Annotated in this window: 16 protein-coding genes; 5 read left to right on the plus strand and 11 right to left on the minus strand. The window is 65.4% G+C overall.

What is annotated here, in order from left to right; all coding sequences use genetic code 11:
• Positions 1 to 63: 63 nt before the first annotated feature.
• Positions 64 to 1,449 carry a M20 family metallopeptidase gene (locus HU230_RS26540; protein WP_176529182.1) on the minus strand — a complete coding sequence of 462 codons (1,386 nt, stop codon included), beginning with the start codon at positions 1,447 to 1,449 and terminating at the stop codon, positions 64 to 66.
• Positions 1,450 to 1,688: 239 nt separating this feature from the next.
• On the opposite strand from HU230_RS26540, the gene HU230_RS26545 reads away from it, so the two are divergent.
• Positions 1,689 to 3,071, plus strand: a complete 1,383-nt coding sequence (locus HU230_RS26545; RefSeq protein ID WP_176529181.1) for an LLM class flavin-dependent oxidoreductase — start codon at positions 1,689 to 1,691, stop codon at positions 3,069 to 3,071.
• A 278-nt stretch (positions 3,072 to 3,349) separates the two neighbouring features.
• On the opposite strand, the gene HU230_RS26550 is transcribed toward HU230_RS26545, so the two are convergent.
• Positions 3,350 to 5,014: a thiamine pyrophosphate-binding protein gene (locus tag HU230_RS26550; RefSeq protein ID WP_176529180.1), complete on the minus strand. Its 1,665-nt coding sequence runs from the start codon at positions 5,012 to 5,014 to the stop codon at positions 3,350 to 3,352.
• Between the two features lie 329 nt (positions 5,015 to 5,343).
• Between HU230_RS26550 and HU230_RS26555 the strand changes: the two genes are divergently transcribed.
• Entirely contained in the window at positions 5,344 to 6,828 is a 1,485-nt protein-coding gene (locus tag HU230_RS26555; protein WP_176529179.1) for a hypothetical protein, read from the plus strand.
• Between the two features lie 46 nt (positions 6,829 to 6,874).
• Here HU230_RS26555 and HU230_RS26560 read toward each other — a convergent pair whose 3' ends face one another.
• The gene (locus HU230_RS26560; RefSeq protein ID WP_224943599.1) at positions 6,875 to 7,390 is read right to left on the minus strand and encodes a GFA family protein; all 516 of its coding nucleotides are present in this window, start codon (positions 7,388 to 7,390) and stop codon (positions 6,875 to 6,877) included.
• 116 nt (positions 7,391 to 7,506) lie between these two features.
• On the minus strand, positions 7,507 to 8,634 hold the full coding sequence (locus HU230_RS26565; protein WP_176529178.1) for an alkene reductase: 1,128 nt from the start codon (positions 8,632 to 8,634) through the stop codon (positions 7,507 to 7,509).
• A 162-nt stretch (positions 8,635 to 8,796) separates the two neighbouring features.
• Here HU230_RS26565 and HU230_RS26570 point away from each other — a divergent pair, with 162 nt between their 5' ends.
• Entirely contained in the window at positions 8,797 to 9,180 is a 384-nt protein-coding gene (locus HU230_RS26570) for a winged helix-turn-helix domain-containing protein (protein ID WP_092123946.1), read from the plus strand.
• A gap of 280 nt (positions 9,181 to 9,460) precedes the next feature.
• Here the strand turns inward: HU230_RS26570 and HU230_RS26575 are convergent, their stop codons facing one another.
• Complete coding sequence (locus tag HU230_RS26575; RefSeq protein ID WP_176529177.1) at positions 9,461 to 10,957, minus strand: aldehyde dehydrogenase family protein; 1,497 nt, start codon at positions 10,955 to 10,957, stop codon at positions 9,461 to 9,463.
• Positions 10,958 to 11,290: 333 nt separating this feature from the next.
• Between HU230_RS26575 and HU230_RS26580 the strand changes: the two genes are divergently transcribed.
• On the plus strand, positions 11,291 to 12,142 hold the full coding sequence (locus HU230_RS26580; protein WP_176529176.1) for an SDR family NAD(P)-dependent oxidoreductase: 852 nt from the start codon (positions 11,291 to 11,293) through the stop codon (positions 12,140 to 12,142).
• A gap of 250 nt (positions 12,143 to 12,392) precedes the next feature.
• Entirely contained in the window at positions 12,393 to 12,845 is a 453-nt protein-coding gene (locus tag HU230_RS26585; protein ID WP_176529175.1) for a DUF2478 domain-containing protein, read from the plus strand.
• Positions 12,846 to 12,879: 34 nt separating this feature from the next.
• Here the strand turns inward: HU230_RS26585 and HU230_RS26590 are convergent, their stop codons facing one another.
• From HU230_RS26590 to HU230_RS26615, 6 genes are all read right to left on the minus strand, one after another.
• On the minus strand, positions 12,880 to 13,086 hold the full coding sequence (locus HU230_RS26590) for a hypothetical protein (RefSeq protein WP_024581255.1): 207 nt from the start codon (positions 13,084 to 13,086) through the stop codon (positions 12,880 to 12,882).
• 303 nt (positions 13,087 to 13,389) lie between these two features.
• Positions 13,390 to 14,385: a nitroreductase family protein gene (locus HU230_RS26595; RefSeq protein WP_176529174.1), complete on the minus strand. Its 996-nt coding sequence runs from the start codon at positions 14,383 to 14,385 to the stop codon at positions 13,390 to 13,392.
• Positions 14,382 to 15,503, minus strand: a complete 1,122-nt coding sequence (locus tag HU230_RS26600; RefSeq protein ID WP_176529173.1) for a GNAT family N-acetyltransferase — start codon at positions 15,501 to 15,503, stop codon at positions 14,382 to 14,384. Before HU230_RS26600 ends, HU230_RS26595 begins: the two co-directional genes overlap by 4 nt.
• Positions 15,500 to 16,699: a hypothetical protein gene (locus HU230_RS26605; RefSeq protein WP_176529172.1), complete on the minus strand. Its 1,200-nt coding sequence runs from the start codon at positions 16,697 to 16,699 to the stop codon at positions 15,500 to 15,502. Before HU230_RS26605 ends, HU230_RS26600 begins: the two co-directional genes overlap by 4 nt.
• Entirely contained in the window at positions 16,696 to 17,571 is an 876-nt protein-coding gene (locus HU230_RS26610; protein WP_176529171.1) for a HesA/MoeB/ThiF family protein, read from the minus strand. The genes HU230_RS26605 and HU230_RS26610 overlap by 4 nt, the downstream gene beginning before the upstream one ends.
• Positions 17,568 to 18,623 (minus strand): hypothetical protein, encoded by a 1,056-nt coding sequence (locus HU230_RS26615; RefSeq protein WP_210284174.1) that lies wholly within the window; start codon positions 18,621 to 18,623, stop codon positions 17,568 to 17,570. Before HU230_RS26615 ends, HU230_RS26610 begins: the two co-directional genes overlap by 4 nt.
• Positions 18,624 to 18,764 lie beyond the last annotated feature (141 nt).

Genomic DNA, 18,764 nt, shown 5'->3' on the forward strand with positions numbered 1-18,764 from the left:
TGTTGCGGAAATAAAGGCGTGGATGCCCGGCACAAGCCCGGGCATGACGACTTGGGACGTGTCTTACGCCTTGCGCGATGCCTCGCCGAGATCCCAGAACAGGCCGGCCATGATGATCAGCGCCTCCTCGGTCACCGGCAGCAGGATGTGCTCGTCGGGCGCATGCTGCGAGCAGCCCGGGTAGGAATGCGGCACCCAGATCGTCGGCAGGCCGAGGCCCTCGGAGAACACATCGTTCGGCAGCGAGCCGCCGAAGTTCGGCAGCACCGCCGGCGCCTTGCCGGTGGTGGTGCGGATCGAATTCGCCGCCCACTCGATCCACGGGCTGTCCATGTCGGTGCGCGAGGCGCCAAAACGCTGCGCGCCGGAGACCTCGACCATCGGAAAGCCGTTCTTGTGCAGATAATCGCGCACCCCATCGATCACTTCGAGATACTTCGTGCCCACGACGAAGCGGAGCTGCAGCACCGCGCTCGCCTTGCCCGGAATTGCATTGGCGGGTTTGTCGATATTGCCTGACGACATCGCCAGCACCTCCAGCGTGTTCCAGGCGTAGAGCCGCTCGGCCGCGGTCAGGCCCTCCTCGCCCCAATCTTCCGCCAGCGCCGGCTCGTCCGCCGTCGGCTTGATCTCGACGTCGGCGAGCGCGGCGCGAACGCGGTTCGAGATCGGCGGCGGTTTCAGGATATCGAGCTTCATGCGGCCCTTGCCGTCGCCCAGGCTCGCGATCGCGTTGACTAGAATCGTCGCCGGATTGGCCAGCACGCCGCCCCAATTGCCGGAATGGTTGCCACCCTCGCGCAGATTGACGTCGAGATGGATGCGGTTGCCGCCGCGGCAGCCGAGGAAGATGGTCGGCCGCTCCGCCGACAGCCGCGGCCCGTCGGAAGCAATGAACAGGTCGGCCTTCAGCTCCTCGCGATGCGCCTCGCAGACCTCGCTCAGATCGGGCGAGCCGATCTCCTCGCCGGTCTCGATGATGAACTTGGCGTTGAAGCCGAGCTTGCCGCCGCGCGCCTGCTTCACCGCGCGCAGCGCGGCCATGTTGATCGAATGCTGGCCCTTGTTGTCGGCGGTGCCGCGGCCGTAGACGCGGTCGCCCTTGACCGTGGTCTGCCACGGATTGAGCCCGTCGCGCCATTCGCCGACCATGCCGTCGACGACGTCGCCATGGCCGTAGGTCAGCACGGTCGGCCGCGCCGCATCCTCCTGGTAGTCGGCGATCAGGTAGGGCCCGCGGCCGGTCGGCGATTCGATCAGCCGGGTCTTGAAATCGAGCTCGGCAAAGGCCGGCTGCAGATTCTCGACCAGATAGGCGCGCAGCGCATCGGCCTTGTCGGCGTTCAGGCTCTCGGTCTGGTAGCCGACCCTGCGGTCCAGCTCCTGCAAGAACTGCCCCGATTGAAAATGCTCTCGCACGTTTGCGATTGCGTCGGCCCGTGTCGCCATGATTGTTCCTTCGTCAGGTCGCGTCTTGGCATGAACCCACCGGAACGCGACGCTTTGCGCCCGGATCATGCTTCTGGAGGCCGGCAACCTATCGGGATCGGCGCGCCACTGGAAGGGTGTGAATCGCGAAGGGGGCCTTGCCAAAACGTGGGAAGTCGCAACAAAGTTGATGCGGGACGCCCGGCATCCGACCGGGCAGCATTCGAAGCGGCGCTCAAGGTTCGACCAAGGTTTCGACAATGACAAAACAAATCCGGCTCAACGCCTTTGCCATGAACTGCGTGGCGCATCAGTCGCCGGGGCTGTGGACCCATCCGCGCGACCGCACCAAGGACTACAACAGACTGTCCTACTGGACCGATCTGGCGAAGACGCTGGAGCGCGGCCGGTTCGACGGCCTGTTCCTCGCCGACGTGCTCGGCGTCTACGATGTCTATGCGGGCAATCCGGATGCGGCGCTGCGCAACGCGGCGCAGACCCCGGCCAACGAGCCGTTGATGCTGATCCCGGCGATGGCCGCGGTAACGGAAAATCTCGGCTTCGGCGTCACCAGCAATCTCTCCTTCGAGCCGCCCTACCCGTTCGCGCGGCGGATGTCGACGCTCGACCATCTTACGAACGGCCGGGTCGGCTGGAACGTGGTGACCGGCTATCTCGATTCCGCGGCGCGCGGTGCCGGCAAGGACAAGCAGACCGCGCATGACGACCGCTACGAGCTCGCCGACGAATATATGGAGCTGGTCTACAAGCTCTGGGAAGGCAGCTGGGAGGACGACGCGGCGATCCGCGACGTCGCGCGCGGCATCTTCACTGACCCTGCGAAAGTGCATCGCGTGCAGCACGAGGGAGCCAACTACCGCCTCAACGCGATTCATCTGTCAGAGCCGTCGCCGCAACGCACGCCGGTGCTGTACCAGGCCGGCACCTCGCCACGCGGCCGGCAGTTCGCCGCCGAGCACGCCGAATGCGTGTTCATGTCGGGGCCTTCAGCGAAGGTGATCGGCCCGCGGGTGTCGGCGATCCGCGAACTCGCCGCCGAGAAGGGCCGCAACGCAGCCGAGATCCTGATGTTCTCGATGATGTGCGTCGTCGTGGCACCGACCGAAGCTGAGGCGAAGGCGAAATACGCCTGTTATCGCAGCCATATCAGCCATGAGGGCGCGCTGGCGCTGATGTCGGGCTGGACCGGTGTCGACTTCTCGACCTATTCGCTCGACCAGGAGGTGCGGCACGTGCAGAACGACGCCGGCCGCTCCGCGATGGACAACGTCACCCGCGCCGACCCCGATCGGGTCTGGACCGTGCGCGAGGTCGCCGAGCATGTCGGCATCGGCGGCGCCGGCCCCGTGGTGGTCGGCTCGCCCGAGCAGGTCGCCGACAAGATCGAGCAATGGTTCGAGGACACCGACGTCGACGGCCTCAATGTCGCGTTTGCGATCTCGCCCGGCGATTTCGAGGATATCGCCGACATGCTGGTGCCGGAGCTCGTCAAGCGCGGCCGCTACAAGCGGGAGTATGCCAAGGGCACGCTGCGCGAGAAGCTGTTCGGCGCGGGGCGCGCCAGGCTCGATGCGACGCATCCGGCGGGGCGATATCGGGGGAAGAGCGCAGCGGCGGAGTGACCTGCGTAGGGTGGGTTAGCAAAGCGTAACCCACCATCTCGGTCCAGCAAACGCCGGTGCGGATGAGAGGCCGGTGGTGGGTTACGCCTTCGGCTAACCCACCCTACGATTCGTTTCCCGTCATCCTGAGGAGCGCGTCCTTGCGCGCGTCTCGAAGGATCGACGGCCACTAGCCGGGCCGTACATCCTTCGAGGCTCGCTTCGCTCGCACCTCCAGCGACAAAGGCGAAGCCTTTGCGCGGGGATGACGGTGAGAGAGGAGAGCGCACGGTGAAAAGTCAGTTCACCGAATTGCTGACCATCACCTCGATCAGCTTCGCACCGGGGCGGCTGAACGCCGACTTCATCACACCCTTCAGCTCCTGCGGGTCGGTGACCTTGATCGCCTCGAGCCCGAGCGAGCGCGCGACGCCGGTGAAATCGACCGGCGGGTCGATGAAATCCATCCCGACATAGTTGTCGTCGCCATGGAAGGCGAGCAGGCGCTGCTTGATGATGCGGTAGCCGCCATTGTTGACGATGACGAAGGTCAGCGGCAGCTTGTGATTGGCCGCGGTCCACAGCGACTGGATCGAATACATCGACGAGCCGTCGCCGGAATAGCACACCACCGGGCGCTGCGGATTGGCGAGGCTGACGCCGACCGCGGCCGGCAAGCCCCAGCCGATGCCGCCGGAGGCGAGCGCGTGATAGCCGTAGCGGTCGCGATGCGGGCGTAAGCCAAGGATCTGCCGCGACGAGGTCAGGCCTTCGTCGACCAGGATCGCGTTGTCCGGCATCGCCTCCACGACCTGCAGCGCCAGCCAGTCCGGATCGATCGGCGAGGTCAGGCTCGCCTTCGAGATCTGCTCGACCAGCGCCTTGCGCTTCGCCGCCCAGTTTTTCGTCGAGAGCGCCGCGAGCCCCTGCTTTGCACGCGTCGCCAGCGCGCCGCCGCCGAGCTCCTTCAATGCCGGGACCAGCGCGCGCAGCGTTTCCTTGACGTCGGCTTTCACCGCGATCTCGGCGCCATAGTTCCTGGCGAGATCGCTGTCGACCAGGCCTACCTGCACGATCGAGAGCCCGTCCGGCAGCGGATCGACCTCGCTATAGACCGACATCCGCAGCGGATCGCCGCCGAGCGCGATCAACAGATCATACGGCGCCAGCACATCGCGGGCGACCTTCTGCAGCCGCGCGATCGCGCCCATGAAGCTCGGGCTTTCGGAGAGGAAATGCGAACCATAAGGCGTCGGCGATTGCCAGGCCGGGCAGCCCAGCGTCTCGGCGAGATCGGCCGCCTCGCGCAGCGCGTCGCTTTTGACGATCTCGTCGCCGACGACGATCACCGGACGCTCGGCTTTCAGGATGCGCGCGGCCAGCGCCTTCAACGAATCCTCCGACGGCCGGACCCTTGTGTCGATTCGGGTGGAGCGGCCGAGCTCGATGCCGGCCTCAGCGTTGAGAATATCGCCGGGCAGCGAGATGAACACCGGTCCGGTGGGCGGCGTGGTCGCGATCTTGGCGGCGCGGCGCACGATGCGCGGCAGGTCCTCCAGCCGCGTCACCTCGACGGCCCATTTCACCAAGGGAGTGGCCATCTGCACCAGCGGACCATAGAGCACCGGCTCGGTCAGGCCGTGGCCCTGTTCCTGCTGGCCGGCGGTGAGGATCAAAGGCGTGCCGGTGAAGCTCGCATTGTAGAGCGAGCCCATCGCATTGCCGAGACCGGGCGCGACATGGACGTTGCAGGCAACCAGCTTGCCGGAGGCGCGGCTGAAACCATCGGCCATCGCGACGACCAGGCTCTCCTGCATCGCCATCACATAGGTGAGGTCGGGATGATCCTTCAGCGCATGCATGATCGGCAATTCGGTGGTGCCGGGATTGCCGAACAGATGCGTGACGCCCTCGTCCTTCAGCAGCGCCAGGAATGCCGAGCGGCCGGTAATGCGATTCTTCATGTTCCCTCCAGGCCTGCCAGCGCGTTGGCCGACGGCACCGGCGGAGATGACCAAACTTGCGCTTGGGGAGCAATCGAGCGGCTGGTCATGGCCGCATTCCGCTGGCGCGCGCCTGGCTCTCGGGGCTCATCATTTCACTCCGCCGGCCAGTCCCTCGAAAGCCGACGTTGGGCAGACGTGAACCTCAACGGCAGCCATCGAATTGCGCGGCCGACTTTAACGCTACTTTAGCGAGAGTGTCCTAAAGCGACGATGGTTTGCCTTCATCAAGCACACAGAAAAGCATGCAGGGCCCGCAGTTGGCTCGCTTCGATCGCGGGGGTTCAGTCATGGACGCGCTGGCGGCCTGGAACGGAACCAGGCTCGATAGAGGACCGGGAACGATCGGGCTCGAGAAGCCGGGTCTCTATGTCTTCCTGATCGCAGTCACGTCTCTGTACTACCTGTCGAACGGGCCGCTCCTGCTCGGCCACCTTGATCTCGGATGGCACCTCGCCGCCGGAGACCTGATTAGGGAGCGCGGCAATGTCCCCTTTCAGGATCCATGGTCATTCACCCTCGGCGACAGGCAATGGTACAATCTGTCCTGGCTCTGGGACGTGATCGCCAGCGTGGCGTTTCAATACACGGGATATACCGGCCTCACATTGGCGGTCGTTGCATGTGGCGCCGTCATCACCGGATATCTTGCATCGATCTGCCTGCGCAGCGGCGCCTCGACACTTGCGGTTGGCATTTCCGTTCTCGCCGCGTGCCTGCTTTACCCGGCGTTCGTGACCGCGCCGAATTCCTATCTCGCCGCTTCGCCGAACACCCCGACCATGTTGTTCTGCGTCGTTTTCTACGCAGAGTGCCTGAAGCGAACCAGATGGTTCTTGCTGCCGGTGATGATGGTGCTTTGGGCCAATCTGCACGGCGGCTTTGTGCTCGGGCTTTTCATCATCGGCGTTTTCGGCGCCGCCTCCGTACTCAGGCGGGACTGGGCAGGTCTTAAGATCTACAGTTTCGCAGTTGCCGGCTGCCTTGTCGCAATCCTGATCAATCCTCTCGGCTGGCACATCTACGACGGCGTCACCACCACGCTGGGCCATTTTGCACAGGCGAACATCACCGAGTGGTGGTCTTATTCCGCGAACTTCACCGTGCCCGGGAGCATTCCCGGCATCGTCTACATCGCGATATTTGCCGCGTTCGAGCTGCGCCACCCGGCTGCTTCGCCCGCTCCTCTGGAGTCGCGGCTGCTGTCCTGGCTGTTCCTGCTGCTGGGGTTCTATCAATACCGATACATGTCGTTCTTCTTCATGTTCGCAACGGTGCCGCTGGCGCTTCACATCGACCGGCTGCTGCCCAAACGACTGAACGACCTCAAGGTCCAAGGCTCGTTGCTGGTTGCCGGCATTGTTGCAATGTGCGCGCTGCCGCCGACGCTGATGGTCGTCAAACCGGCTCTCGCGCTTCCGCAGCTGCTCTCGGAGCAGGATGCGCGCTATCTTCAAAGCCATTTTCCGCATGCACGGCTGCTGAACCACTGGAACGTCGGTGGCCTCCTGATCTTCTACACACGTGGTGCAGTGCCCGTGTTCATCGATGGCCGGTCGGCCACCGCCTATCCCGACGAGCTGCTGCGCGACTATTTCAGCCTGATCAAATGGGAGATCGATGAGACCGCCTGGGACACCGTGCTCGCCAAGTACAAGATCGATACGGTGCTCTGGGTGAAGGCGCACGAACCGCTGAAGAGGTTCCTCGTGGACAAGAGAGGGTGGACCGAGGAATACGCAGGGTCGGATGAGGTCATCTACGTGAAGCACTGACGCCGCGAGAGCTTCGGTCCTGATTCAAATCAGAACCGAACGTGCTCTAGAACATCCCCTCGCGCTCGCTGCGCTTCTTCTTTTTCGAACGCTGCCAGACCACGCCGGGATAGCCCTTCAGCGGCACCAGCGGCTCGCCGGTGTAGGCCCATTTCTGCAATTCCTCGATCGCGATGTGATAGAGCGGCTGCCGGCCGGTGCGCCCCGAAAACAGCGCGCGCGGGATGTTCACCATGTGCGGCGACCGCGCGCGCTCGTAGATGACGGGCGTGCCGCAATTGGCGCAGAAGCTGCGCGCGGTCTTGGTCGCGGCATCCTCGTAGCGCGAGAGCTCGCTCTCGCCTTGCGTGATGCGGAAGCGCTTCTTCCAGCTGCCGACATAGGTCGCATAAACCGCGCCATGGGCGCGGCGGCTCGCGGCGGTGTGATCGTGCCAGGCCCAGCGCGCCGGCACGTCGATCTCGAACCGTACCTTGCCGCACAGGCATTGACCGGGCGCGGGCTTTGCCAGCGCCACGGGCTTGGGCTTTTTCGTCGGTTCGAACTCGTCGTCCGGAAACATCGGGGATCACCGTCATTGCGAGCGAAGCGAAGCAATCCATCGACCCGCATGCGCGGAGCGATGGATTGCTTCGTCGCTTCGCTCCTCGCAATGACGGCGCGTAAAGACCGCGTCGCCTACGCCTGCGCCATCTCGTCGTGCACGGGATAATCCGTGTAGCCCTTCTCCTCGCCGGCATAGAAGGTGGCGCGGTTGTACCTGGTCAGCGGATAGCCGCGCTGCAGGCGGCGCGGCAGGTCCGGGTTGGAGATAAAATAGCGGCCGAACGCGATCGCATCGGCATGACCTTCCGCGACTGCGCGCTGCGCGCTGTCGCCGACGAAGTTGCCGGCGGTGATCAGGACACCGCTCCACATCGGGCGATACAGCACCATCGCGGACGGCACGTTCTGCCAGTCGACCTCGGCGCGACCGGTGCCTGAGGCGCGCGGCTCGATGAAATGCAGATAGGCGAGCCCGAATTTGTCCAGTGCCTTGATGGCGTGGCTGTAGAGCGGCATCGGATCGGCCTCGCCGCTGCCATTAGCGATGCCGTAGGGCGAAAGCCGCACGCCGACACGGTTGGCGCCCCACACCTCGGTCACCGCCTGCGTCACTTCCAGCAGGAAGCGGACGCGGTTCTCGATCGAGCCGCCATACTGATCGGTCCGCACATTGCTCTTCGATTGCAGGAACTGCTCGATCAGATAGCCATTGGCGCCGTGAATCTCGACGCCGTCGAAGCCGGCGGCGAGCGCATTCTCCGCGCCCTGCCTGTAAGCCTCCACCATCAGCGCGACCTCGGCGGTCTCGAGCGCGCGCGGCGTCTCGTACTCGACCACCTTGCCATCAGCCGTCATGCACTTGAACTCGGCGGGGATCGCGACCGCCGACGGCGCGACCGGCAGCGCGCCATCCGGCTGGAACGAGGAATGCGAGACGCGGCCGACGTGCCAGAGTTGCAGGAAGATCAAGCCGCCCTTGGCGTGCACGGCATCGACCACCTCGCGCCAACCCGCGATCTGGGCCTCGCTGTAGATGCCGGGAACGCCGGGATTGCCGAAGCCGGTGGCAACGACGGGCGAGGCTTCCGCGATCAGCAGGCCGCCTTGCGTCGCGCGCTGCGCATAATATTCCGCGTTCATCGGCCGCGGCGCGAGGCTCGGCCGCGCCGCCCGCATCCGCGTCAGCGGCGCCATCACGACACGGTGCTTCAGCTCATAGGGACCGACCTTGAGCGGCGAAAACAGCGACGGAGGATTCATGCCTACCCCAAACATTCTTGTGTGGTTTCCGTTACGGTGTGGCGATGATCCGCCCCAGAAAGCCGGTTACCACTTTTCCGAACCGTGCCCGTTATGTCACGGGTTCATCTTGTTCGCAAAAGCAGGTAGTGGCAATCTAGCGAACAGACAAGCAGGCTTGCCATGTCGAAAACGAGCGCCACATCGCTCCCCTCATTGAGCGTCCGCATCGATCTCGATGCCGAAGACCGCATCGGACCGGGCAAGATCCTGCTGCTCGAGCGGATCAAGGAATGCGGCTCGATCTCAGCCGCCGGCCGCGCCATGGACATGAGCTACAAGCGCGCCTGGGACCTGGTCGACGAGATCAACCGCATCTGCCGGCAGGCGGCGGTGGAACGGCAGACCGGCGGCAAGAATGGCGGCGGCGCGGTGCTGACCCCGTTCGGCCTCTCCTTGGTGGCGCGCTACCGCAAGATCGAGCGCGATGCGGCCACCGCCGTGCGCAAGGATCTCGAGGCCCTGCGCAGCGACATCGGCAAGCCGAAGAAGGCCGCGGGGCGGTAAACGCGGGAACCGGCGGCCGCAGCAAGCGACGCGTCGCGAAAATATCGAAAACAACCCCATGCAAAGTAGCCGGCGGCGGCCGGGCGTTCGACAAGGCAACTTGACGCGTCGGGCAAATCAGGGGTATATTTCTAATATTCAGAAACGGTGCGGGCGTTGACTGAAGGCTTCCCTCTACGAGCGAGCCGAACATTGAGACCTGTCCCCCTCACCCGGATTGCATCTGTCGATGCAATCCGACCTCTCCCCGCAGGCGGGGAGAGGTGAGAAGAAGCAAGCCCTAACCCGTCTTGATCCAGACCGCCTTGACGTTGAGATATTCCTCGACGTGCTGCTTGCCGGACTCGCGGCCGTAGCCGCTCATCTTGTAGCCGCCGAACGGCACCGCCGGATCCATCGCCTGGTAGCAATTGACCCAGACCGAGCCGGCACGCAGCGCCTTCGCGACCTGGTGCGCCTTGCTGACATTGGTGGTCCAGACACCCGAGCCGAGGCCGAAGGTGGTGGCGTTGGCGCGCTTGATCAGTTCGTCCGGATCCTTGAACGAGATCGCCGAGATCACCGGGCCGAAGATCTCCTCCTGCGCGATGCGCATGTTGTCCTGCACATTGGCAAACACGGTCGGCTGCACGAAATAGCCCTTCGACAGCGCGCCCTCGGTGAGACGGCCGCCGCCGGCCAGCGCCTTGGCGCCTTCCTTCTGGCCGATATCGAGATAGCCGGAGACGCGGTCCATCTGCTGCTGCGACACCAAGGGGCCGATCTGGGTGTTGGGATCGAGCCCGTTGCCGACCTGCAACTTCTTGCCGAACTCGGCGACGCGGCCGACGAACTCGTCATAGACCTTCTGCTCGACGAACAGCCGCGTGCCGGCGCTGCAGATCTGGCCTGAATTGGCGAACACCGCCATCGCAGCGCCCGGCACCGCGGCGTCGAGATCGGCGTCGGCGAACACGATGTCCGGCGACTTGCCGCCGAGCTCGAGCGAAACGCGCTTGAGGTTGCCGGCCGACGCACGGATGATCGATTGTCCCGTGACGTGCGAGCCGGTGAAGGCGACCTTGTCGACATCCGGGTGCGACGCCAGCGCGGCGCCCGCGGTCTCGCCGTAGCCTGGCACGACGTTGACGACGCCGGGCGGAATGCCGGCTTCCATGCAGAGTTCGCCGATGCGCAGCGAGGTCAGCGGCGATTCCTCGGCCGGCTTCAGCACCACGGTGCAGCCGGTCGCAATCGCCGGGCCGATCTTCCAGATCGAGGCGGTCAGCGGGCCGTTCCAGGGGATGATGGCGCCGACCACGCCGATCGGCTCCTTCAGCGTGTAGGAGAATATCTCGCCGGGCAGCGAGTTCTCGATGGTCTCGCCGTGGATCGCGGTGGCCTGACCGGCATAGTAGCGCAGCATGCCGAGCGCGCGCAGCTTGTTGCCGCGGGTGCGGCTGATCGGCGCGCCCATGTCGAGCGTGTCGAGCTGGGACAGCTCCTCGAAATTGGCTTCGACGAGCTCGGCGAGCTTGAGCAGCATGTTCTGCCGCTCGAACGGCTTCACCTTGCTCCAGGACCCTTCGAATGCGCGGCGCGCGGCCGCAACCGCACGGTTGATGTCCTCGGCATCGCCCTCAGCGACGGAGGCGAGCAATTCGCCGGTGGCGGGGTTGTGGGTTTCGAATGTCTTGCCGGAGGCGGCGTCGACCCATTTGCCGTCGATCAGCATCTTCTTGTAGGAGCCATCGGCATAAGGATGGCGCGTGATCGGAACAGCCTGCGAGACAGCCATGTTTGCACTCCCTGTAAAATGTCGGCTGAGGTGTTTTGGAAGCGTTATATCGACAATTCTACAGCGCGGACGCGAAACCGTAAAGCGAGGCAAGCGTTGTCGAGGGTGGCGGGCATGAAAACCTCCCATGCGCCCGCGTGCATGGTGGGTGCGATATGCTCATGGCGGGTGCGATATGCTAAAGCATGATGAGATCAGGTTGAGCCGGAACGGCGTCGAAAGTTCACCTCTCTCGCGGGAGAGGTGAACCGAAACCGCGCCGCGCCGATTCCACCATTACTCATCCTTCTTCATGGTTTGAACCTCAGCCACAGATGTGCCCGGAGACCGACGATGCCCCACCCCGTGATATCAGCCAATCATGTTGCCGTGATCACCGGAGGCGCATCCGGCATCGGGCTTGCCGCGGCGACGCGGTTTGCCGAAGCCGGCATGAAGGTCTGCATCGCCGATCTCGGCGATGACAGGCTGAAGGCGGCGGCGGCAAAACTTTCATCTGCCGCACCTGGCGGCGCCGCCGACATCATGACGGCTGCGGTCGATGTCAGCCGCGCCGATGAGGTCGCAGGCCTCGAGGCCGCCGTCGCGAAAAGGTTCGGCGGCGCCGACATCCTGATGAACAATGCCGGCATCCAGCCCGGCAGCGCGATGTTCGGACCCGCGGACAATTGGCAGCGCATCCTGGGCGTCAATCTGTGGGGCGTCATCAACGGAACGCAGGCGTTTGCGCCCAACATGATCAAGCGCGGCCGGCCGGGGCTGATCATCAACACCGGCTCCAAGCAGGGCATCACCACGCCGCCGGGCGATCCCGCCTACAATGTCTCCAAGGCCGGCGTGAAGGCGTTCACCGAGGCTCTGCAGCACGAGTTGCGCAACACCGACGGCTGCGAGATCACGGCGCATCTCCTGATCCCGGGTTTTGTCTTTACCGGGCTGACCGCGCGCGGCCGCACCGAAAAGCCCGCTGGCGCCTGGACTGCGGAGCAGACCGTCGACTTCATGATCGAGCACCTCGCCGCCGGCGATTTCTATATCCTGTGCCCCGACAACGATGTACCGCGCGCGCTCGACGAACGCCGCATCCTCTGGGCCGCCGGCGACATCGTCGAGAACCGCCCGCCGCTGTCGCGCTGGCATCGGGATTTCGGCGACGCGTTCGCGGCGTTCGTGAAGGGGAAGTAGCCCCTCGTCATTGCGAGGAGCGAAGCGACGAAGCAATCCATGCATCCAAGGATGCGGAGAAGTGGAATGCTTCGCTTCGCTCGCAATGACGTGGAAGTATCATCGAGCGCGGCTAATTCGCCCGCACGCGCCGCCGCGATCGTGATATATGACTGGATATAGCTAGCGATCCCGACGCCATCCTGCGCGACTTCGCCGGCGACCTGAAGGCGCACGGCTCGCGAGTCGTCGGCATGGTGCAGACCGGCCAATGCGCGGACACCAGCCTGTCGGCGGTGCTGGTGCCGCCGATCTCGTCATCGTCAACCGCTTCGGCAATCGGGAACGCGACGGCAAGGGCCTTGGCTTTGTGATCGAGCGCGCGCTCGACGCCGATATTCCCGTCGTGATCGCGGTATCATGCCAAAGCTTTGCCGACTGGATCAGGTTCGCCGGCGGCATGAGCGTGAAGCTCGCCTGCGACCGTCACGCGCTGGACGCCTGGTGGCGCGGCGTCTCGCTGCGGACCGCGGCCCGGATCGCACCACGGTCTGTGAGGCGTTCAAGTAGAGGGGCTTTGTGGGGTGGGTACGCTCTGCCATCCCACCTGCGGGCTATCACCGTCATCCTGAGGAGCGCGCTCTTGCGCGCGTCTCGAAGGATGCACGGCCCGGCCGGTGGCCGTCGATCCTTCGAGACGCCGCTTCGCGGCTCCTCAGGATGACGGGACAATAGAACCGGATGCGTTAGGGGCTTGCCTACAGCGTTTCCTGCTTATGGTCGCAATTCTTGCAGGTAAACTTGACGCGGGACTGGCCCTTTTCCGCCTGCACCCGGTTCGGCGCGCCGCATTTGCCGCAAACGGCCTCGATCCGGGTCGTGCCCTGCTTGATGACCAGGTTCCGCTTTTCCATGGTCTCGCGGATCAGGCGCTCGGCCTCCTCGCGCAGCGATTGCTTCGACATCATCTCCACCGGTCTTTGGTTAGCGGGCGGCGTCATAGCACGACCGCATGAAGCTTTGACAGCGGATATCGCACCTTATCCGTCAGCGCCTAAAGCGTGATGAGATCAAGTCGAGTTGGAGCGGCATCGGAGGTCCACCTCTCCTTTGGGAGAGGTCGGCGCGAAGCGTCGGGTGAGGGGTTGCGGTCTCTCATTGGAACTGCGGCCCCTCACCCGATTTGCTGCGCAAATCGACCTCTCCCCGGTGGGGAGAGGTGACCCGAATCCGGGGCCAAACACGATTCAACCTAACTCGATCCCGCTCTAGACGATGAGCCGGTCGACCGGCAGCCGGAAATGCCGCGGTTTCAGCGGTTTGGAGGGCCAGCCGATGCGGAACACGTTGACGAGGCGCAGATCGGTGCCGATCTTGCCGAGCTTGCGCAGCCGGTCGTTGAAGTCAGGGTGATCGGCCAGCGCCGAGATCGGGCACGCCGCGAGCCCGGTGCGATCGACCTCCAGCCAGCTGCGGTAGAAATGCCGCCCCGTCGTGAGTGGATCCTCACCGACCGGACGACAGAACAGGACGATCGCCGCGGCCGAGGCGGTCTTGGCGCTGTCTGACAGCAGCGATGCGGCGAGGCCGAGACGATCGAGCGGCTTGAACAGACCGCCGAGCACGTAGCGCGCGGCGGTGGCCTCGACCGCATTCATGGCAAGCGCATCGCGATTGAGACCATCCAGCAGATAGTGCGGATGGCTGGGCGACAGCCGCATCCATTCGAGCAGTTCGGCCCGATAGTCGTCGCCGCGGACAAAGGAGAACTCGGCCTGGTCGGCCCAGCCGGCGATATCGGCAATCGTCCGGCGATCCCCAATGCAGATCAAATCGTCGCGCGCGACGGCAAGCTGCACCAGCGGCGCGGCCTGATCCGGCGACGGCGCGAACTTGCCGCGCCACGTCATCCGGTGCGCCACATGACCGGCCAACGGATCGGGCAAGACACCTTGCCTGACCGCAAAACTGCAGAGTGCGGCAAATTGCGGCGACAGCGGTTGCTCGATCGTGGTCATCGCCGTGATGGCGAGGCCGCGGCGGTTGAGAGCAAGGCTCATGCCCTCCAGCGCTGCGCCGTGCGACACAAGCACGTCGTGTCCGGCGGGATCCGCGACCGGCGCGCGGACCCAGGTCGCATCGACCAGCGCCAGCCGCCCGTCGCCAAGCAGGCGCCAGCGGGTCGGCTGGATGTTGTGGACGCTCGGCGCCAGCCGCGCCTCCGCGACCAGCTCGCGCAGCAAATCCGGCGTCAGCTCGCTCATGGCGCGGCCAGCCGCTTGGTGAACAGATGCAGCCGCTGCAGCGGCGTGGCGCCGGCCTTTTCGACCTGGCGCAGCGACGGCGCGTTGATGTCGGCGATCCAGGTGCCGCCGAGCGTACGATAGCCGGCCTCCTGCAACGCCAGCGCGGTGCGGTAGAGCATGGCGCCGTTGAGGCCGCGATTGTGCAGGTCGCGGCAAACCGACTGATAGATCAGCACCGCGCGGGTGTTCATCATGCGGTGCTGCACGAATCTGAACGGCGCTGATAACCCGACCCGGCCGCCGATCGCCTTGATCAGCGGGTTGAGATCGGGGATCGCGATGATCGCGCCTGCTGGGCGGCCGCGGTGATAGACCACGGTCGAAATCCGCTTGTCGATGATCCACATCATGTCGCCGGCCTGAAACAGATATTCGGCCGCGGTCGGCGGCACGAACATCGGGTTGTCGGCGAAGCCGTCGTTCAGGATCAGCCGCGCATCCTCCAGCCGCACCTTGAAAGCGGAGCGCTTGATGGGCTGCCAGACGAACTCCGGATCGGTGAGCACCGCGCGCTGCTTGTCGCCGAGCAATTGCTCTGGCTTGCCGCCGTCGAGCGCGATCTCAAACGTCGTCATCGGGAAAGTCGCCGCATAGCCGGCGCGTTCGAGGTGGCGTGCGATATGCGGCGGCGACCACATCATGTCGGTGAACGGCGCATGGTCGAACCCGTCGGTCATCACGCCGATCTGCTGCATCGCCGTGAGATTGAAATTGCCGGCGATGCGGCTCATGCCGCGCGCGGCCAGCCACTGCTCGGCGGTGCCGAGCAGCGCATCGGCGACATCGGGCTCGTCGACACAGTCGAAGAAGCCGAACGCGCCGTGGCGCGTGCCGTGCTTGCGGTTGGAGGCATCGTGGATCGAGGCGGCGATGCGGCCGACCGGGCGGCCGTCGCGATGCGCCGAGAACAGCGCATAGCGGCCATGGCCTTCGGTGACGAACGGGTTCTTCGCGGCATCGAACATCCGGTCGAAATCGCTCCACAGCGGCGGCACGTAGAGGCTGTCGGGCCCATAGGCATTGAGGGCGGCGTCGAACGCGGCCCTGCGGTCGCCCTCCCGGATATCGAGCGTCATTTGGCCTCCGGGGTCAGCGCCAGCAGCCGCCGCACCAGCGCCAGCGCGGTTTCGGTGGCTGGATCGGCAGCGGTCACCGGCACGGCGAGCACGATCAGGTCGAGCGGATCATGCGCGAGCACGATGACATGGGAGGCGCTGTTCGCGGTCATCAGCGAGACCATGCGCTCGGCCGCGGGGTCGGTCAGCGCCAGTCCCCACGGCGCCTCGGAGCGGCGCAGCACACGCCTCGTCGACAGGAAGTCGCGGAGCAACGGCGGATCGTAGGGAACCAATTCGTCTTCGCGGAAGCGCCGCGCGCTCTCGAAGATCGGATGCCGCGCGAGTTCGGCGATCAGCTGCTCCCGCGTTTGCGCCGGCGACGCCGCGACCGAATTGAGCACGCCGGGCTCCTGCGATTCGAACAGCGCGCGCAGCGCGTCCGTCATCAGCCCGATGGTCAGCACGCCGGCGATGGCGACCGCGACGAACCGGATCATCTGCGCGGCATCGACATCGGGCGCCATGAAGGCGGCGGCAAGCCCGAGCAGCCCCGAAGAAATCAGCCGCAGCGCCATCATCGCGAGCCCATGCCGCCGCGTCTCGGCGCCGCCGCCCGCGATCAGCATCACGGTGACCGTGAGCAGCGCCCCCAGCGCGCCGAGCCGGACCGGAATGTCGGGAAACAGCGTACGGAAATCGGTGAGGATGAACGGGATCACCACCAGCGCGCCGACCGCCATGCGGCCGATGCTGCGGTTTTCCGAAGCCATCAGCGAGGCGCGATCGCGCGTCGCCAGCAGCAGCGCACAGGCGGCGAAGCCCACCAGCTGGAACAGCGCCAGCGCGATCGCATAGGGCATCACCAGGCGCTGCAGCCCGAACGTGCCGCCGAGGCCGAGCAGGATGCCGCCCGCAAGCGCCGCGATCTTGACCGCGCGCGGCGCGTGGCGGCGCAGGATACCTTCGGTGACGATCAGAGCGCCGAGCGGGATCAGCGAGGCCGGGATCACCGAGAGACGATCGAGCAGCCAGCTTCCGCTCCACCACGCCAGGCCACGATCGAGGAACAGGGTTGCGATCACGCCGAGCGCGAGCAGCAGGCGGCGGGTCAGCGGGCTCTTGGGATCGCGCCGGTAGAACGTCATCATCGCCACCGCGACGCCGATGGCGCCGCAGAGATTGACGATGGAATCGGCGATCACCCCCGAGGTCATGCGACGCCCGTCAATTGATCGATCGCCCGCCGCACCAGCGGACGCATCAGGGCCGCGACCAGCGCATTGCGCGGCTTCTCGATCGCGGGCCGATGCGGGTTGAGAAACCAGCCGCGGCAATCGGTGCCGGAGGTGCGGCCCAGAATCAGCGCGACCGCCTCATAGGCCATCAGCATGCCGGTCGAGATCACCATCGGCGCGAACGACATCCGGCTGCGGCGGCCGGCCGCGACTTCGCCGGCGATCGCGAGGTCGACATAGTTGCGCGACGAGGAATGCAGCATGACGTGCTCGATCTCGGCACGCATCGCGGCGCGGCGGTCGTCCTCGGTGATGTCGGTCCAGTCCTTGGCCAGCGTGGGAAAGCCGAGGCGCTCCTCGGGTCTGGGATCGTGCGGGCGCACCACGATTACCGACGGCAGCGGCGACATGTAGGCGTCGATCACGGTTGCATCGGCGCGCTTGGCGGTCCGGTACAGATGCACGCCGGCGGCGATATCGTCCATGCCGTTGACGATGACCGGGCAGCGTTCGGCGATCCCGGCGAGCGCACTGGTCCAGTTCTCGCCGAGCACCTCGACCTCGATGGTCGGGTTGATGCGTCTGGCGGCTTCGGCCGCCACCGCCGCCTTCTCGCGGCCGACCTCGTCGGCGAAGGCGAACACCTGACGATTGAGGTTGGAGACCTCGAAGCGGTCGATGTCGGCGATCACGAACTTGCCGACGCCGGCGCGCGCCAGCGCCATGAAGGCCGCGCCGCCCATGCCGCCGACGCCGCACACGAACACCCGCGCCTGGCGCAAGAGCTGCTGCTCTTGCTCGTCGATGAAGCCGATGTTGCGGCCGGTGAAGGAGTAGTAATCGAAGTTCATCGCGCGGCCCCGCTCTCCTGCCTGCGTGGCCGCAGCGTGCCGAAGGCGCGGGTGTCGTCCATCCAGTAGACCACCGGCAGCACCAGCCGCTGCAATGCCAGCATTGCGGACGCCGCGAGCAGCGCCGGCAGCGAGCCCGGGGGCACCTCGCTCATCAGGTAGCGGCGCGCGCCGGCAAGATCGACGCGGCCGATCTGCAGCACATCGTCGCCGCGGCCGTAATCGAGCTCGTGCTCGCAAAATTCGTTGTAGACGGCGTCGCGATGCTTCGGCGCGATCTCGAAGGTCTTCTTCAGCGCATCCGAGCCGCCGGTATAGGCATTGGTGATCACCGAGCGCGCCTCGTCGAAGCCGGCCTCCTCGCCGACGCCGAACACCGCGCGATGCCTTGCCATGATGCCGCGGGCGAGTTGCAGATGCGCAAAGCTCTGCCGGGCGCCGGGCAACGGTGACGGGAATACGTCCGAGAAGGTGTCGCTGACCATGCCGACCACCGCCGGCACCTGGGTGACATTGGAGATCCATTTCGGCCGCAGGCCGTCGCGGGCAAACAGCACCAGCGCGGTCAGGCCATAGAGCACCCAGGACAGCCCCTGCCCGCGCACATCGGGATCGACCATGACGAGGCCGAGATGGGTGACTTCAGTGGGCTCGCCGTCGAGCGGCACGTCCATCACCGACAGGGCGTTGAACGCGATCGGCCGCCCGGTGTCTTCCTCTGAGATCAGCGTGATGATGGCGCGCGACAGCCGCTCGGGCTCGCCGGAGAAGATGCCGTAGCTCAGACTCTCCTCGGGCAGCGTCTTGGCGGCAACGACGCGGAGCTGCTCGACCAGCGCGTCGAGCTCGTCCTTCGGCAGCGACAGGCCGGGCGATTCGACGATACGGGTGCGCTGGCCGGCCTGGGTGCGCAAGGTGAGATCGATGGTCGGCTGCGACAGCGCCTTCAGCCAGAAGCCGCCATGGCTGCGCAGGCCGTCAAAGGCCGCGCGCGCTTTGGCAAGGCTCCTGCTGCCGCGCGAAGCGGGGGTGCGATTGTCCGTGGACGCCATTTCTCTGTCCCTCGGGCGCGATCTCTGCACTTTGGCCTGTTAAAGAGCCATGAGCGCAACCTGGCGCGGTTTGCCGCAGGGTAAACAAGGCCTTCCGGAAACGGAACAAGTTGGTCGTAAGAGGCCTGCGACCTATCCACC

It is taken from the genome of Bradyrhizobium quebecense (assembly GCF_013373795.3).
In the GTDB taxonomy this organism is placed as follows: Bacteria; Pseudomonadota; Alphaproteobacteria; order Rhizobiales; family Xanthobacteraceae; genus Bradyrhizobium; species Bradyrhizobium quebecense.

What these genes read in the sequence shown, in the direction of transcription:
- HU230_RS26540 (WP_176529182.1), bottom strand. Translation starts at nt 1,449, where the DNA reads ATGGCGACACGGGCCGACGCAATCGCAAACGTGCGAGAGCATTTTCAA.
- HU230_RS26545 (WP_176529181.1), top strand. Translation starts at nt 1,689, where the DNA reads ATGACAAAACAAATCCGGCTCAACGCCTTTGCCATGAACTGCGTGGCG.
- HU230_RS26550 (WP_176529180.1), bottom strand. Translation starts at nt 5,014, where the DNA reads ATGAAGAATCGCATTACCGGCCGCTCGGCATTCCTGGCGCTGCTGAAG.
- HU230_RS26555 (WP_176529179.1), top strand. Translation starts at nt 5,344, where the DNA reads ATGGACGCGCTGGCGGCCTGGAACGGAACCAGGCTCGATAGAGGACCG.
- HU230_RS26560 (WP_224943599.1), bottom strand. Translation starts at nt 7,390, where the DNA reads ATGTTTCCGGACGACGAGTTCGAACCGACGAAAAAGCCCAAGCCCGTG.
- HU230_RS26565 (WP_176529178.1), bottom strand. Translation starts at nt 8,634, where the DNA reads ATGAATCCTCCGTCGCTGTTTTCGCCGCTCAAGGTCGGTCCCTATGAG.
- HU230_RS26570 (WP_092123946.1), top strand. Translation starts at nt 8,797, where the DNA reads ATGTCGAAAACGAGCGCCACATCGCTCCCCTCATTGAGCGTCCGCATC.
- HU230_RS26575 (WP_176529177.1), bottom strand. Translation starts at nt 10,957, where the DNA reads ATGGCTGTCTCGCAGGCTGTTCCGATCACGCGCCATCCTTATGCCGAT.
- HU230_RS26580 (WP_176529176.1), top strand. Translation starts at nt 11,291, where the DNA reads ATGCCCCACCCCGTGATATCAGCCAATCATGTTGCCGTGATCACCGGA.
- HU230_RS26585 (WP_176529175.1), top strand. Translation starts at nt 12,393, where the DNA reads ATGCGCGGACACCAGCCTGTCGGCGGTGCTGGTGCCGCCGATCTCGTC.
- HU230_RS26590 (WP_024581255.1), bottom strand. Translation starts at nt 13,086, where the DNA reads ATGTCGAAGCAATCGCTGCGCGAGGAGGCCGAGCGCCTGATCCGCGAG.
- HU230_RS26595 (WP_176529174.1), bottom strand. Translation starts at nt 14,385, where the DNA reads ATGAGCGAGCTGACGCCGGATTTGCTGCGCGAGCTGGTCGCGGAGGCG.
- HU230_RS26600 (WP_176529173.1), bottom strand. Translation starts at nt 15,503, where the DNA reads ATGACGCTCGATATCCGGGAGGGCGACCGCAGGGCCGCGTTCGACGCC.
- HU230_RS26605 (WP_176529172.1), bottom strand. Translation starts at nt 16,699, where the DNA reads ATGACCTCGGGGGTGATCGCCGATTCCATCGTCAATCTCTGCGGCGCC.
- HU230_RS26610 (WP_176529171.1), bottom strand. Translation starts at nt 17,571, where the DNA reads ATGAACTTCGATTACTACTCCTTCACCGGCCGCAACATCGGCTTCATC.
- HU230_RS26615 (WP_210284174.1), bottom strand. Translation starts at nt 18,623, where the DNA reads ATGGCGTCCACGGACAATCGCACCCCCGCTTCGCGCGGCAGCAGGAGC.